Source organism: Achromobacter sp. FW305-C-28, from assembly GCF_058783235.1.
In genome coordinates this window covers 851,521-867,133 of sequence record NZ_JBYSYL010000001.1, presented here as the reverse complement: position 1 = coordinate 867,133, position 15,613 = coordinate 851,521, and the positions used below count along the sequence as shown (strand labels likewise).

Here is a 15,613-nt window from a genome sequence, read left to right as displayed (position 1 = left end):
GCGCGAACCTGCCCAGCGGATCAGGCCGCAGCCCGATTGGCCGCGCGCTTCTTATGCGGCGTGATTATGCGGCGTTGCGCAGCGTGCGGGCGGCTTGCACCATGCCGATCAGGGCGGCTTCGGTTTCGGGCCAGGCGCGCGTCTTCAGGCCGCAATCCGGGTTGACCCACAGGCGCTCCTTGGGCAGGCGGGCAGCGGCTTTTTCCATCAGGCCGACCATCCAGCCCACTTCGGGCACGTTGGGCGAGTGGATGTCGTAGACGCCAGGGCCAATGTCGTTCGGATAACGGAAGTCTTCGAACGCTTTGAGCAATTCCATGTTGGAGCGCGACGTCTCGATCGTGATCACATCGGCGTCCATGGCCGCGATGGATTCGATGATGTCGTTGAACTCCGAATAGCACATGTGAGTGTGGATCTGCGTCTCGTCGCGCACGCCGGCGGTCGACAGGCGGAAGCAATCCACGGCCCAGTCCAGGTACGCCTGCCAGTCGGCGCGGCGCAGCGGCAGGCCTTCGCGAATGGCCGGCTCGTCAATCTGGATGACGCTGATGCCGGCGGCTTCCAGGTCCACCACTTCGTCACGCAGGGCCAGCGCCAGTTGGCGGCAGGTCTGTTCGCGCGGCTGGTCGTCACGCACGAACGACCACTGCAGGATGGTGACCGGGCCGGTCAGCATGCCCTTGACCGGCTTGTCGGTCAGCGACTGCGCATACGACGACCAGCCCACCGTCATCGGCGCGGGGCGGGCCACGTCGCCGAAAATGATCGGTGGCTTGACGCAACGCGAGCCGTAGCTCTGCACCCAGCCGTTCTTGGTGAAGGCAAAGCCGGCCAGCAGCTCGCCGAAGTATTCCACCATGTCGTTGCGCTCGGGTTCGCCGTGCACCAGGACGTCCAGGCCCACCTTTTCCTGGAAGCGGATCACTTCCTCGATTTCCTTGCGGATGGCGGTCTCGTAGGCCGAGTCCGTCAGCGCGCCCGACTTCCAGTCGCGACGCAACGCGCGGATTTCGGCGGTCTGCGGGAACGATCCGATGGTGGTGGTCGGATAGGCGGGCAGGCCCAGCTCTTCCTGTTGACGAGCGATACGGCCGGCGAACGGCGCGCGATCGCGCGACACGCTGGCCGATGCGGCCATGCGCTGGGCCACGGCCGGGTTGTGGATGCGGGCCGACGAACGGCGAGCCGCCAGCGCGGCGCGCTGCTTGACCAGGCCTTCCTGCACCGACGGTTCCGTGGCGCTGTCCAGGGCGCGGCCCAACAGGCTCAGCTCTTGCAGCTTCTGCGCGGCGAACGACAACCAGCTCTTGAGTTCGGCGTCCAGTTCAGTTTCGTTGGCCAGGTCCACCGGCACATGCAGCAACGAGCACGACGGCGCCAGCCACAGGCGTTCGCCCAGTTGTTGCTTGATCGGCGCCAGCATGGCGATCGCCGCGTCCAGGTCGGTGCGCCAGATGTTGCGGCCATTGATCACCCCGGCGGACAGCACCTTGTCGGCGCCCAGGCCGGCCACCACGTCGGCCAGTTGCTCCGGCGCGCGGACCAGATCCACGTGCAGGCCGGCAACCGGCAGACCCAGCGTCGTGGCGAGGTTGTCCTTCAGGCCGTCGAAGTACGTCGCGATCAGCAGCTTCACCGGGCTGGACGACAACGTGGCGTATACCTGCTTGAAGGCGTCGCGCCAGGCTTGCGGCAGGTCCAGCGCCAGGATCGGCTCGTCGATCTGCACCCATTCCACGCCCAGCTTGGCAAACCGAGCCAGCACGTCTTCGTACACCGGCACCAGGTTGGCCAGCAATTGCAGCTTGGCCGGATCGGCGGCGCCCGCGGCGAACGCGTCGCCCTTGCCCTGGAACAGCCAAGTGAGCGGGCCCGGAATGACCGGCTTGACGGCATAGCCTTGCGCCTGCGCTTCCTGGACCTGCTCGAACAGCGATTCGCGCGCGATGCGGAAGGCCTGACCGGGAACGAGTTCCGGCACGATGTAGTGGTAGTTGGTGTCGAACCACTTGGTCATTTCGCAGGCGGCGGCGGGCTTGCCCGACGGCGCACGGCCACGGCCCATGCGGAACAGGGTGTCCAGCGACACCGGTTCGTTGTCTTTCTGGCCGAAGCGCGCAGGCACGGCGCCCAGCAGCGTGGTCCATTCCAGGATCTGGTCGTACCAGGCGAAATCGCCCACGGGCACGAATTTCAGGCCGGCGGCGGCCTGCAGATTCCAGTGCTGGGCGCGCAGGTCGCGGCCCGTCTGCTCCAACGCTTCGGCGGTCTGCTTGCCGGCCCAATAGGCTTCGACAGCGCGCTTCAACTCGCGGTGGGCCCCGATGCGGGGGAAACCCAAATTATGAATCTTAGTCATGACTATCCCGTTGTTCGACAAAATTTGTTCATGTGAAGGCCATTCTGCCGCCAAATCAAAATGAATCAAAATCAATGTCTACATTCATAAGATGAGAAAATCTCATACAATATAAGTTCATTCCCACCCCCTGGGGTTGGGAGCCCCCGCCGCGCCGGCTAGCCCTGCCCTACATACCGCCCGCATGCTGGAAATCCGCCACCTAGAAACGCTGACCGCCATCCGTGAAGGCGGCAGCCTGCAGGAAGCCGCCGAGCGCCTGCACCTGACCCAATCCGCGCTGTCGCACCAATTGCGCGACCTGGAAACCCGGCTGGGCACACCGCTGCTGAATCGCCGCACCCGCCCGGCCCGGCTGACCACGGCAGGCCTGCGCGTGCTGGCCCTGGCCGACGAAGTGCTGCCGCGCATGCGCGCCACCGAGCGCGAACTGCAGCGCCTGGCCGCTGGCCGTACCGGCCGCCTGCACCTGGCGATCGATTGCCATTCCTGCTTTCAGTGGTTGATGCCGGCGCTGGACGCTTTCCGCGTGCAATGGCCGGATGTTGCGCTGGACCTGTCGGCGGCGTTTTCCTTCGCCCCCCTGCCGGCATTGGTACGGGGGGATCTGGACCTGGTGATCACGTCCGACCCGCAGCCGCTGGATGCCGTTCAATACCTGCCGCTCTTCAGGTACGAGCTGGTGCTGGCCGTGTCCGAGTCCAATCCGCTGGCCGGCAGCAAGTTTGTCATGCCCGACCAACTGGCCGACCAGACGCTCATCACCTACCCGGTGGACAAGCAGCGCCTGGATGTCTTCACGGCCTTCCTGGACCCGGCCGACGTCGAACCCGCCGCCATCCGCAAGGCCGAACTGACGCCGATCATCGTGCAGTTGGTCGCCAGCAACCGGGGCGTGGCCGCCCTGCCCAACTGGGCGTTGACCGAATACATGAACCAGGGCTGGCTGCGCCAGTGCCGCCTGGGGCCGCAGGGCGTCTGGCGCACGCTGTACGCCACCGTGCGCAGCGAAGACACGGACGCGTCCTATATTGATGAATTCCTGACGCTGACCCGCGACGTCTGCTTCAAGACGCTCAGCGGCATCAAGTCGGCGAAGTAAGGGCAGCGGCGTACGCGGGGCCATCGCACCACGAACCCGTTGCCCTCAGTCCGGGGTTCCGGCGGTCCGGCGGTCCGGCAATGGCGTGTTCCGACGGTAAGCCGCAATGCAGCCCTATTCGTCGTCGCCCGCCCCCAGGATGCGGCGAATGACATCGTGCGCAAAGCCGCGGCTGGCCAGAAAGCGCGCCTGCTTGGCATAGGCCGCGCGATCTTCAGGCTTGGCGTCGAACTTTCTTTTCCAGACTTCCAACGCGCGGTCGTATTCCGTGGCGCGCAGCTGTTCGCGCAGTTCGGCCACCTGGTTGTCGTCCACGCCGTGTTGACGCAGTTCCTGGACAATGCGGGCCGCCCCCTGGCGCGAGGCGCGCCGGTGCACCAGGCTTTGCGCAAAGCGTTCGGTGGACAGCCAGCCTTCCTTTTCCAGCGCGTCTAGCACGGTGTCGACTTCGGTCGGATCTTCGGCATGGGGGGCCAGCTTGCGAGCCAGCTCTTCGCGGGCATGCTCGCGCCGCGACAGATACCCCACGGCACGCATCTTCAAGGACGGCCCCTTTGGCGGGGCCTTGGCTTTGCGGGGGGGATCGGACGGGTCGCCGCCCGACGGTTCGCCGCCCGACGGTTCGCGGCCTGAAGCCTCTCCCTCTCGAGCAGAACGTGCGCGCGAGCCGTATCGGCCGGACGCGCCCTTGCGGCCCGCCGCCCGCATTTCAGAGCTGCGCTGCCATTGATCGGGCGGCGCGTCGTCGCTGCCCTGGCCGGCCGCATCCGCCCCGCGCCGTGCGTCCGACGTGCGGCGCAAGCCTTCGGGCTTGGCCACGGTTTCGAATTCGTCGTCCAGCTTGGCGCGTAGGCGGTCAGCGGACGCGGCGGAGGGTTTCCAGCTCATGCGCTTCCTGCTTGCTAAGTGCCAGCGGCAGGTCTCTCATGCCGGCCCCTGAAACGTAGAGACCGAAAGCATGGGAGCCTGCCGCTGGCCGCCGGGCAGGTCAGCCCGGCGGCGAAGCCAGTACCCGGCATCGGGGCCTGGCGACGGATTACCGAACGATTTACTCGGCGTCGTCTTCCGCGGTGGGGACGAATTCAGCGGCGCGGCTGACGATGCCCTGGTTTTCGCGAACGCGGTTTTCGATTTCGATCGCGATTTCCTTGTGCTCTTTCAGGTATTCGCGGACGTTGTCCTTGCCCTGGCCGATGCGGTTGCCGTTGTAGCTGTACCACGCGCCGGACTTGTCCACCACGTTGGCGGCCACGCCCAGGTCGATGATTTCGCCTTCGCGCGAGATGCCGGCGCCATACATGATGTCAAACTCGGCCTGCTTGAACGGGGGCGCCACCTTGTTCTTGACGACCTTGACGCGGGTTTCGTTGCCGACGACCTCGTCGCCCTTCTTGATGGAGCCGATGCGGCGGATATCCAGGCGCACCGAGGCGTAGAACTTGAGCGCGTTGCCGCCGGTGGTGGTTTCGGGGTTGCCGAACATGACGCCGATCTTCATGCGAATCTGGTTGATGAAGATGACCATGCAATTGGTGCGCTTGATGGTGGCGGTCAGCTTGCGCAGCGCCTGGCTCATCAGGCGGGCCTGCAGGCCCGGCAGCGAATCACCCATTTCGCCTTCGATTTCGGCCTTGGGCACCAGGGCCGCGACCGAGTCGATGACGATCAGGTCGACCGAACCCGAACGCACCAGGGCGTCGGTGATTTCCAGCGCCTGCTCGCCCGTGTCCGGCTGCGAGATCAAGAGGTCGGTCAGGTTGACGCCCAGCTTGTTGGCGTACTGCACGTCCAGCGCGTGTTCGGCGTCGACGAAGGCGCAGGTGCCGCCGATTTTCTGCATTTCGGCAATGACTTGCAGGGTCAGCGTGGTCTTGCCCGAGGATTCCGGACCGTAGATTTCAACCACGCGGCCCCGCGGCAAACCGCCGACGCCCAGCGCGATATCCAGCCCCAACGACCCCGTGGACACCACCTGGATGTCATGCGAGACCTCGTTGTCGCCATAGCGCATGATCGAGCCCTTGCCGAACTGCTTTTCGATCTGCGAAAGCGCGGCGGCAAGCGCCTTGGCTTTTTCCGAAGCGGCGGCCTTGGTGGTTTTGTCGTCCATGTAGAGTCCTGTCTGTAACGTATCGGGGCGCGGTACGGGGTTGTCGAGAGATTTCGGATAGCGCAGATTATGGCATCGGATTGTACTGTACAAAAAACCAGTGTGCCAGAGTTTTCCACGTATTCCCTGAGTGGGCAAGCCAGGTCGCCTGTGACAGAATCGCGGATACCCCCGGCGATATGTCCCCTTTGCCCGCCGGGCCTCCCGCCCCAGGGCTCCGTGCCCCCGGCGGCCAGCGCGCGCCCGGTGCGCGATGCCGGATTTCCTTATTTTTCAGCAGCCCATGCGTATCCTGATCGCCGAAGACGACAGCATTCTGGCCGACGGCCTGTCACGCTCGCTGCGCCACAACGGCTACGCGGTCGACGCCGTACGCGACGGCCTGGCCGCCGATTCCGCCCTGGCGGCCCAGGCCTTCGACCTGCTCATCCTGGACCTCGGCCTGCCGCAACTGGCCGGGCTTGAAGTGCTGCGCCGCCTGCGAGCGCGCAATTCCGCCCTGCCCGTTCTCATCCTGACCGCCGCCGACAGCATCGAGCAGCGCGTCAAAGGCCTGGACCTGGGCGCCGACGACTACATGGCCAAGCCTTTCGCGCTGTCCGAACTCGAGGCCCGCGTGCGGGCATTGACCCGCCGCGGCGCCGGGGGCGGCGCCACGCTGCTCAAGCACGGCAGGCTGGTGTTCGACCAGACCGGCCGCGTGGCCATGGTCGATGACCAGACGCTGGACTTGTCCGCGCGCGAAGTCAGCCTGCTCGAGATCCTGCTGACCCGCAGCGGCCGCATGGTCAGCAAGACCCAACTGGTCGACCACCTGTGCGAATGGGGCGAAGAAGTCAGCACCAACGCCATCGAAGTCTACGTGCACCGCCTGCGCAAGAAGCTGGAACCCAGCGGCGTGAAGATCGTGACGGTGCGCGGCCTGGGCTATTGCCTTGAACGGGACCAGGGTGCGGCGTACCTCGCAAGCTGAGCCTGCCCACCCGGAGGCGCTCAACCAGGAAGCGCTGGATGTCATGCGGGCCGGCGCCCGCGGCCCCAGCTTCGCGCCGCCGCAGCGCTCGCTGCTGGGCGAGATCCTGGACTGGATGCTGGCGCCCCTGTTCCTGTTGTGGCCCATGAGCGTGGCCATCACTTACGTGGTGGCGCAGAACATCGCCAACGTGCCCTACGACCGGGCGCTGGCCAACAACCTGCACGTGCTGACCCGCCAGGTACATGCCCAGGACGGCCGCGCGGTGCTGCGCATGACCGATCCGGCGCGCGAGGTGCTGCGCGCCGACGAGACCGACAGCGTCTTCTGGCTGGCCCTGGGCAGCCGCGGCGAATACCTGGGCGGCGACCGCGCCTTGCCGCTGCCCGCCTCGGTCGGCCAGCCGCGCCCCGGTGAAGTGCAGTACGAAGACGACACCCTGCGCGGCTTCGGCATCCGCCTGGCCTACACCTGGGTCGACCTGAACCTGCCCAATACCCAGCCCGCGCTGCTGATCGTGGCCGAGACGGTCGAAAAGCGCACCCAACTCGCCAACGACATCATCAAGGGCGTGATCATTCCGCAGTTCGTGGTGCTGCCGATCGCGGTGCTGCTGGTGTGGTTCGGGCTGTCGCGCGGCGTCGCGCCGCTGAACGCCCTGCAGCAGCGACTACGGGCGCGCCGGCCCGACGACCTGTCGCCCATCGACGAACGCGCCGCGCCATCCGAAATCGCGCCGCTGGTGGCGGCCATGAACGACTTGCTGGATCGCCTGTCGGCCAACGTGCAGGCGCAGCGCCGCTTCGTCGCCGACGCCGCGCACCAACTGAAGACCCCGCTGGCCGGCCTGCGCACGCAGGCCGAGCTGGCCCTGCGCGACGCCAGTCCCGAAGAAATGCAGTCCAGCCTGCGCCAGCTGGTGACCGGCTCCGAGCGCGCGACGCGCCTGGTGAACCAATTGCTGTTGCTGGCGCGCGCCGAGAACCCCAGCGCCATCGGCCTGGCCGCCACCGACCTGAACGCCATTGCCTACGAGCAGGCCATGCACTGGGTGCCGCAGGCGCTGTCGCTCAGCACCGACCTGGGCTTCGAAGGCTCGGAAACCCCGGTGCTGATCAATGGCAACCCGCTACTGCTGGCCGAATTGCTGAACAACCTGGTGGACAACGCGCTGCGCTATACGCCGCGCGGCGGCCACATCACGGTGCGGGTGCTGGGCCAGGACGGCCAGGGCATCCTGGAAGTCGAGGATTCCGGCCCCGGCATCGCACCCGACGAGCGCGAACGCGTGTTCGACCGCTTCTACCGCGTGCTGGGCACGCTGTCGGACGGCAGCGGCCTGGGCCTGGCCATCGTCAGGGAGATCGCCCAGAAGCACCAGGCGACCGTGTTCATCAGCGACCACCCGACCCCGCACTCCGACCTGCCGGGCACCCGTATCCGGGTGGTGTTCCCGCTCTATTCCGAACCTGCGGACGACCTGGACGCCTAGCGCGCCCGCCCTGCCCGCCTAAGGACTATCCCTAGCCGCCCCAGGGAAAGTTATATTTAGTTTCAATTTTAAGATTCAGGTAAGGGTCCCGTCAGAACCTCGTCAGCCTCGCGCCCCAACCTTGCGCATAGCTCGATGTCGGTCTCGCCGGCGGAGGGTGACGCACGGCGGAAAACCGCCGGCCAGAAAAAATCGAGGAGACATCATGAGCACAACTACCATGGCAGGTCGCGGTCCATCCGCGGAACCGCGCCCGATGACCAAGGATGAACGCCGCGTCATCTTTGCCTCGTCGCTGGGCACGGTGTTCGAGTGGTACGACTTTTATCTTTACGGTTCGCTGGCGGCCATCATCGCCCAGCACTTTTTCTCGGGCGTGAACCCCACCGCAGGCTTCATCTTTGCGCTGCTGGCCTTTGCCGCCGGCTTCGCGGTGCGCCCCTTCGGCGCACTGGTGTTCGGCCGCCTGGGCGACCTGGTCGGCCGCAAATACACGTTCCTGGTCACCATCGTGCTGATGGGCCTGTCCACCTTCCTGGTGGGCGTGCTGCCCAGCTACGCCAGCATCGGCATGGCTGCTCCCGCCATCCTGATCATCCTGCGCCTCTTGCAAGGCCTGGCGCTGGGCGGTGAATACGGCGGCGCCGCCACCTACGTGGCCGAACACGCGCCGCATGGCCGCCGCGGCTTCTACACGTCCTGGATTCAGACCACCGCGACCCTGGGCCTGTTCCTGTCGCTGCTGATCATCCTGGGCATCCGCACCTACCTCGGCGAAGATGACTTCAAGGCCTGGGGCTGGCGCATTCCGTTCCTGATCTCGGTCATCCTGCTGGGCATCTCGGTGTGGATCCGCCTGCAGTTGAACGAATCCCCCACCTTCAAGCGCATGAAGGAAGAAGGCAAGGGTTCGAAGGCCCCGATCAAGGAATCGTTTGGCCAGTGGAAGAACCTGAAGGTCGTGATCCTGGCGCTGCTGGGCCTGACCGCCGGCCAGGCCGTGGTCTGGTACACGGGTCAGTTCTACTCGCTGTTCTTCCTGACGCAGACGCTGAAGGTCGACGCCAACACGGCCAACATCATGATCGCCATCGCGCTCCTGATCGGCACCCCGTTCTTCGTGATCTTCGGCGCACTGTCGGACAAGATCGGCCGCAAGCCCATCATCATGGCCGGCTGCCTGATCGCCGCGGCGACCTACTTCCCGATCTTCCAGGGCATCACGCACTTCGCCAACCCGGCGCTTGAAAAAGCCCAGGCCAGCGCCCCGGTCACGGTCATTGCCGACCCGACCACCTGCTCGTTCCAGTTCAACCCCGTGGGCACGGCCTCGTTCACCAGCTCTTGCGACGTGGTCAAGTCGTTCATGGCCCGCAATTCGGTGAACTACAAGAACGAAGCGGCCCCCGCCGGCTCGGTCGCCAAGGTCAAGATCGGCAACGACGAGTTCGCCTCGTTCGACGGCAAGACCATGGCGCCCGCCGACTTCAAGGCCAAGGCCGCCGAACTGGACAAGGCCCTGACCGCCGCGATCCGCAGCCATGGCTACCCCGCCAAGGCTGACCCGGCGCAAAGCAACAACGTCATGGTCGTCGTGCTGCTGACCATCCTGGTGATCTACGTGACCATGGTGTACGGCCCGATCGCGGCCATGCTGGTGGAAATGTTCCCGACCCGCATCCGCTACACCTCGATGAGCCTGCCGTACCACATCGGCAACGGCTGGTTCGGCGGCTTCCTGCCCCCGGTCGCCTTCGCCGTCGTCGCCGCCACCGGCAACATCTACGACGGCCTGTGGTACCCGATCATCATCGCAGTCATGACCCTGGTCATCGGCACGCTGTTCGTGCGCGAATCCAAGGACAACGACATCAACGCCTAAACGACCATCCCCCGCCGGGTGGGACTGCTGCGCCTACCCGGCCTTTCAAAAGCTCCCCAGGGAGCTTTTTTTTTGCCTGAATGGATGCCCCCACGCCGCGCACGCTACGCGTGCTTGCTGCCCCCCGAGGGGGCTACCCGGCCTTCGGGCGGCCGGGCGGCCGGGTGGCTATTCTAGCGAGGCGTTGTCCTGCAAGCCCGGCCTTCCCTACTTGCGTAAAGGCGCACGTTTTCAGGACGCTGTCAGACCTTGGCTATTAGACTGGCGCCTCAGATTACGGCCTTGCGCCTAGTCGCCTGGCGATTGATCCCCCTGTCAGGCGGTTGCAGGGCTAGTGTTCTGACACCGATACCGCGTTCCCCGCGAGCCTTTTATGACGCGGTATTGTGTGCTCCCGTACCGGCCCGGCCTTCATTGAGCCGGGCCGCTTTTTTTTTGAGAGTGCGCAGCCGCGCACAAAAAAAGCGGCCGACGAATCGGCCGCCCGGGATGACGCGAAGGCGCGCTTTAGCGGCGCATGCCGACGCCGATGACCAGCACGCCCGCCACGATAGCCGCGATGCCGGCCCACATGGGGATCGGCACGGACTTCTCGGTTTCGGCCGTGGCCTTGACCGAACCCACCTGCAGCACGGTTTCCTCGGACTTGTAGCTGAAGCCCTTGTAGGCCAAAGCGGCAATGCCCAGCACGATCAGGATAGCGCCGACGACTTTCATGCTTTCTCTCCTCTTGCACACGGTTGCCGCGGACGTTACCGCAAGGCCGGGCATGTGTCAGTGACAGAACGTGTCGCCTCGCCCCATCGTATTGCACCGCTGCGGCAAAGCGGCCAGGGTCGTATAGAATCTACCCTTTTGGCCGACGCTCATGTGGTTCAAGAATCTCAAGATTTACCGCCTCTCCTCGCCGTGGACCCTGACCGGCGAGCAGCTTGAAGAAACGCTTGCGCGGCATGCCTACCAAGCCGGCAACAACCTCGAAATGCAAAGCCTGGGCTGGGTGCCCCCGCGCGAAAACGGGGGCCTGGCCCACGTCGTGGGCGGGCAGATCCTGCTCAACCTGCGCGCCGAGAAGAAACTGCTGCCCAGCACGGTCGTGAACCAGGTCGCCAAGGCCCGCGCCCAGGAAATCGAAGAGCAGCAAGGCTACAAGCCCGGCCGCAAGCAGATGAAGGAAATCAAGGAACGCGTCACCGACGAGCTCCTGCCGCGCGCCTTCAGCGTCTACCGCGACACCCGCGTCTGGATCGACCCGCAGAACCACTGGCTGGTCATCGACGCCGCCGCCTCGGCCAAGGCCGACGAAGTCATCGGCCTCCTGGCCAAGTGCGTGGACCCGTTCCCGCTCGAAAACCTGTACGTCGCGCAGTCCCCCGCCTCGGCCATGACCGGCTGGCTGGCCGAAGACGAAGCGCCGTCCAACTTCAGCATCGACCAGGACACCGAACTGCGTTCGTCCGGCGAAAGCGGCGCGGCCATCCGCTACGTCAAGCACTCGATCGACGCCGACGACGTGCGCCGCCACATCCAGTCGGGCAAGCAGTGCACGCGCCTGGCCATGACCTGGGCCGACCGCATCTCGTTCGTGCTGACCGAAGGCCTGGACGTCAAGCGCGTTGCCCCCCTGGACGTCCTCAAGGAAGGCAACGACAACATGGCCACCAACGACGACGAAAAGTTCGATTCCGACATGATGCTCATGACGGGCGAGCTGGCCAAGATGCTGGCCGAACTGGTCGAGGCCCTCGGCGGCGAAAAGAAGATCTAAGGCGCCGGACCGACCTGGCTTTGCCTTATCGGGCCGCTCCATTCCGGGCGGCCTTTTTCATGCTGTGGCGGCGGGAAAGCGCAGCGTCGCGCGCGCCAGACCAGACCGCACTCGACCCGGCCAGCCCTAGGCCGCAACGCTGCGGTCGCGGCCGCCCTGCTTGGCCTGGTACAGCGCCTTGTCGGCGCGGTCGATCAGGTAGGCGTAGTCAGGGTGGCCGTCAAACGTCGCCACGCCGATGCTGGTTGTGATGCGCAGCGCAGCCGCCTCGGGAATGCTGAACGCATGCCGGCGGATTTCGGCGCCCAGCTTCTCGGCCACCGCCAGCGCGGCATCGCGCGCCGTGTCCACCAGCACTACCAGGAATTCTTCGCCGCCGTAACGGAACACGAAATCGCTGGACCGGCACGACTGGTGCACCACTTCGGCAAACTGGCGCAGCACCTGGTCGCCGCCGGAGTGCCCGTACTGGTCGTTGATGGCCTTGAAATGGTCGATATCCAGCAGCAGCACCGAAAACGCCGAATGCTCGCGCGTGGCAATCAGGATCTCGCGCCCGATCACCGACGGCAGGAAGCGACGGTTCAGCACATTGGTCAGCGGATCGCTGCCGCTTTCGATTTCCGCCACCATGTCAAAGAGGCCGTTGAGCAGGTGCTTGATGCGCGCCACCAGTTCCTGCAATTCCCGCACCTGGTCGGGCAGCGACGGCAGGTCTGCCTGCCCCCCCAGCAACAAGCGCGGCAACACCACGTCGTCCAGCCGCGATACGGCCTCGGTGATCTGGCCCAGCGCCGGCGCGCTCTCGAACAGCACGCCGCCCTTGTGCTGCAGCCACAGGCCGAATTCGGACGCCGCCAATCGCGGCAATACCTGTTCAGGTGCGCGGTAATGCAGGCCGATCAGCACGGCCTGGCTCCATTCGAGCAGGGCGGCGCGCTGGCGTTCGCGTTCGGTCGAGATGTTCTGCCCCAGCGCGAACAGCCGGTAGGCCTCGTCGTTGCGCGCGCCGCGGTTGATGTCGCGCATGAAGGCGCGGCTCATCTGCTCGATCGCCAGGTCGAAGAGATTACAGACGTACTGGGTCGCGATCGACGCCGCCGTGCCGTCCAGGTCGCTGGCGCGCAGGCGTTGTGCGATTTCGTTCTTCAGGATGCGCGCACCGGCCATCACCAGGTGGATCGGAATGTGCACGCGCGCATGCACTTCGCCGACCTTTTTCTGCGTGGCCATCAGTGCGGCAATGTCGCCCTGCTCGCGCACGCACAACAGGCCCTTGAGCCAGTGTTTCATGCCCTTGTGCAGGCGGCTGGAGACGATTTCGTGCGACAGGCGCGGGCCGGCTTCGGCATCGGCCAGCAAGGTGGAATAGAAGGCATCCACCAGGGCGTGGGCGCTGTCGGACACCACCGCGGCGACCTGGCCGCGGGTGTAGGCATCCACCGACGAATAGACTGCCTGCCAGGCCTGCGCATTGGACGCGCTGAGATAGCAGGCCTGACCGGCAGGATCAGGGGACGACGGAACCGCGCGACTCATCGAAGACATAAAACCATCCGACCGAAGACTCCATGGCGTGTCTCGGAGCGACACGCGACAGGAAAAACCAGCGCGGATTATGCTTGAAATCGCGGGCGCGCCGCCGCAGCGGCGCCACCCCGTGCGGTTTATTCCAGACCGTGGAACACCGAATCGTCAGGACCGACGTGCGACGGATGCTGCCACGTCACGTCGCGCAGCGAGTGTTGCACCAGCCCTTCCACGCCCAGCAGCACCGCGAAGATGGCCATGCGGATGGGAATGCCGTTGTCGGTCTGGCGGAAGATCGCCAGGCGCGGATCGTGGTTCAGGTCCACGCTCAGGTCGTTGGCGCCCGGACGGCTGTCGCGCGGCAGCGGGTGCATGACGATGGTGTCGGGGCTGCAATACGCGTCGATGATGGCGCGGTTGATCTGGAAATCGGGCGTGTAGCCTTCGTTTTCTTCGTTGGCGAAACGCTCTTTCTGCACCCGCGTCGCGTAGATGACGTCGGCGCCAGCCAGGCCTTCGGCCAGCGTCGTCTTCTGCTCGATGATGTTGCCGTTGCGGCTAGCCTGCTCGATGATGTACGAGGGCATTTCCAGGCCCTTGGGCGACACCAGCGAGAACTTGACGTTCTTGTACAGCGCCATCAGCTTGATCAGCGAGTGCACCGTGCGGCCGTACTTCAGGTCACCGACCATGGCGATGTGCGCGCCGTCCAGCAGTTTGCCCAGGCGCGAGAACTCGGTCAGGATGGTGTACAGGTCCAGCAAGGCCTGGCTGGGGTGTTCGCCAGGGCCGTCGCCGCCGTTGACCACCGGAATGTTGGTGGCGCGCGCGAATTCCGCGACCGAGCCCTGCTCGGGGTGGCGGATCACCATGGCATCCACGTAGCCGCTCATGACGCGGCTGGTGTCGTAGATGGATTCACCCTTGGCCATCGACGAGAACGTGAAGCCCGTGGTGTCGCACACCGAGCCGCCCAGGCGGCAGAATGCCGAGCCGAAGCTGACGCGGGTACGGGTGCTGGCCTCGAAGAACAGGTTGCCCAGCACGGCGCCTTCGAGCACGCGCGATACCTTCTGGCGGCGCGCGATGGGCTGCATCATGTCGGCCACGCGGAACAGGTCTTCGACCGATTCCCGGGTGAATTGGTCCACCGACAGCAACTGGTTCTTGCCTTCCACCGCAATTCGATCGCGCAGCGGGCCATCTTGTACGCTTTGCGTATACTTTTCGAGCAATACCCCGTTTTGCACGATTTCGCTGACGAAGCGCTGCACCACTTCCGGCATGGCGCGGAATTCCTGCGAGCCCTCAGGCAGCAGCCAGGTGTCCAGTGCGCGGCGCTTGACGCCGATCCGGGTCGCGAACACGTCGCGCGTGAGGTTCAGGCGTCGCATCGCGTCGCGCAGGAAAGCTTGCTGGGAAATGGTCATGACAGGTCCCGGATAAAGGGTTTATATACGCACTGCGCATATTATTCCCAACGCAAGTGCAAGTCCAACACTTTTGCGCACACGGGTTTACCCGTTGTTTTTATCGGCGAGCGTACGTGGTCATGTGGGGCGAGGCGTCCGCGGCGGCCTGCCCGGCCGCCAGCCAGCAGCCGGCGCAGAATGCCAAGGCGCTGGCCACATAGCACAGCAGGGCCAGCGTCTGCGCCGGCAGGTGCCCGCGCGTCACCCGGCCGTTGTAGCCCTGGCGCAACAGGCTGACCTGCGCCAGATACCCGAACATGGCCCCCAGGCAGGCCGTCAGCAGGCCGGCCAGCAACAGGAACAGGGGTAATTGCAGATCGGGGGCGGCGATGTCGCCGCCCACCATGCCCAGCGAAAACGCCGCCAGGCCCAGCGCCGCGGCGCCGTTCAACCAGCCCAGGAACCGAAAGGCGCCAGCCAGCAGCGCGAACGGCATGCCGGCGGCGCGGATCTGCTGGGCGCGGGGGTCCATGGATCAGCCCTTGCGGCAGACCGGCGTGGCGCTCTGGATCGAGGCGCGGGCGGCGGCGATTTCAGCGGCGTCCCAGCGGCCTTGGCCCAGGACCGTGACGGTGACGTTGGACTTGGCAGGGCCGTCGGACTCGGCCGACACCAGTTCCAGCACCGTGGCGGGCTCGCCCACCTTGTAGACCTGCACCTCGTCGGGCGCGCCCTTTTCGCCGATGGTGTGGCGCCAGGCATAGGCCACGTTGTACGGGTGCTGCACATTGACGTGGCAGGTACGCACGTATTCGCCGGCGCGGCGGAAGGCCGCCTGGTAATTGGTGTCCACGCTGAACGTTTCCTTCAGCACGGTATCGGACTCGTAGACGCCCTTGCTGGCGCAGCCGGCCAGCACTGCCATCAACGTGACGCCCACCCATACAGACTTGCGCATGATTCTTCCTGCCTTCAGATTCGG

13 protein-coding genes are annotated in these 15,613 nt (G+C 65.4%); 5 read left to right on the top strand and 8 right to left on the bottom strand.

Going from position 1 to position 15,613, the window contains the following annotated elements; all coding sequences use genetic code 11:
• Positions 1–64 precede the first annotated feature (64 nt).
• Positions 65–2,362: a 5-methyltetrahydropteroyltriglutamate--homocysteine S-methyltransferase gene (metE, locus tag AC3WMR_RS04000; RefSeq protein ID WP_492262736.1), complete on the bottom strand. Its 2,298-nt coding sequence runs from the start codon at positions 2,360–2,362 to the stop codon at positions 65–67.
• Between the two features lie 184 nt (positions 2,363–2,546).
• Between metE and AC3WMR_RS03995 the strand changes: the two genes are divergently transcribed.
• Positions 2,547–3,464 (top strand): LysR family transcriptional regulator, encoded by a 918-nt coding sequence (locus tag AC3WMR_RS03995; RefSeq protein WP_492262735.1) that lies wholly within the window; start codon positions 2,547–2,549, stop codon positions 3,462–3,464.
• A 114-nt stretch (positions 3,465–3,578) separates the two neighbouring features.
• Here AC3WMR_RS03995 and recX read toward each other — a convergent pair whose 3' ends face one another.
• Both recX and recA read right to left on the bottom strand, forming a co-directional pair.
• Positions 3,579–4,352 carry a recombination regulator RecX gene (gene recX / locus AC3WMR_RS03990; protein ID WP_492262734.1) on the bottom strand — a complete coding sequence of 258 codons (774 nt, stop codon included), beginning with the start codon at positions 4,350–4,352 and terminating at the stop codon, positions 3,579–3,581.
• 160 nt (positions 4,353–4,512) lie between these two features.
• On the bottom strand, positions 4,513–5,574 hold the full coding sequence (gene recA, locus AC3WMR_RS03985; protein WP_025140288.1) for a recombinase RecA: 1,062 nt from the start codon (positions 5,572–5,574) through the stop codon (positions 4,513–4,515).
• A gap of 283 nt (positions 5,575–5,857) precedes the next feature.
• Here recA and AC3WMR_RS03980 point away from each other — a divergent pair, with 283 nt between their 5' ends.
• From AC3WMR_RS03980 to AC3WMR_RS03970, 3 genes are all read left to right on the top strand, one after another.
• Complete coding sequence (locus AC3WMR_RS03980; protein WP_006393745.1) at positions 5,858–6,547, top strand: response regulator transcription factor; 690 nt, start codon at positions 5,858–5,860, stop codon at positions 6,545–6,547.
• 115 nt (positions 6,548–6,662) lie between these two features.
• The gene (locus AC3WMR_RS03975; RefSeq protein ID WP_492262866.1) at positions 6,663–8,039 is read left to right on the top strand and encodes a sensor histidine kinase; all 1,377 of its coding nucleotides are present in this window, start codon (positions 6,663–6,665) and stop codon (positions 8,037–8,039) included.
• Positions 8,040–8,259: 220 nt separating this feature from the next.
• Positions 8,260–9,921 carry an MFS transporter gene (locus AC3WMR_RS03970; RefSeq protein ID WP_492262865.1) on the top strand — a complete coding sequence of 554 codons (1,662 nt, stop codon included), beginning with the start codon at positions 8,260–8,262 and terminating at the stop codon, positions 9,919–9,921.
• A gap of 507 nt (positions 9,922–10,428) precedes the next feature.
• On the opposite strand, the gene AC3WMR_RS03965 is transcribed toward AC3WMR_RS03970, so the two are convergent.
• On the bottom strand, positions 10,429–10,638 hold the full coding sequence (locus tag AC3WMR_RS03965; protein ID WP_025140285.1) for a hypothetical protein: 210 nt from the start codon (positions 10,636–10,638) through the stop codon (positions 10,429–10,431).
• A gap of 151 nt (positions 10,639–10,789) precedes the next feature.
• Here AC3WMR_RS03965 and AC3WMR_RS03960 point away from each other — a divergent pair, with 151 nt between their 5' ends.
• Positions 10,790–11,689 carry a recombination-associated protein RdgC gene (locus AC3WMR_RS03960; RefSeq protein ID WP_025140284.1) on the top strand — a complete coding sequence of 300 codons (900 nt, stop codon included), beginning with the start codon at positions 10,790–10,792 and terminating at the stop codon, positions 11,687–11,689.
• 126 nt (positions 11,690–11,815) lie between these two features.
• On the opposite strand, the gene AC3WMR_RS03955 is transcribed toward AC3WMR_RS03960, so the two are convergent.
• From AC3WMR_RS03955 to AC3WMR_RS03940, 4 genes are all read right to left on the bottom strand, one after another.
• The gene (locus AC3WMR_RS03955; RefSeq protein WP_492262733.1) at positions 11,816–13,237 is read right to left on the bottom strand and encodes a diguanylate cyclase; all 1,422 of its coding nucleotides are present in this window, start codon (positions 13,235–13,237) and stop codon (positions 11,816–11,818) included.
• Between the two features lie 119 nt (positions 13,238–13,356).
• Positions 13,357–14,649, bottom strand: a complete 1,293-nt coding sequence (locus AC3WMR_RS03950) for an aspartate carbamoyltransferase (protein WP_492262732.1) — start codon at positions 14,647–14,649, stop codon at positions 13,357–13,359.
• Positions 14,650–14,749: 100 nt separating this feature from the next.
• Positions 14,750–15,163, bottom strand: coding sequence for a hypothetical protein (locus tag AC3WMR_RS03945; RefSeq protein WP_025140281.1), 414 nt, complete (start codon positions 15,161–15,163; stop codon positions 14,750–14,752).
• A gap of 3 nt (positions 15,164–15,166) precedes the next feature.
• Entirely contained in the window at positions 15,167–15,589 is a 423-nt protein-coding gene (locus tag AC3WMR_RS03940; protein ID WP_492262731.1) for a BPTD_2524 family lipoprotein, read from the bottom strand.
• Positions 15,590–15,613 lie beyond the last annotated feature (24 nt).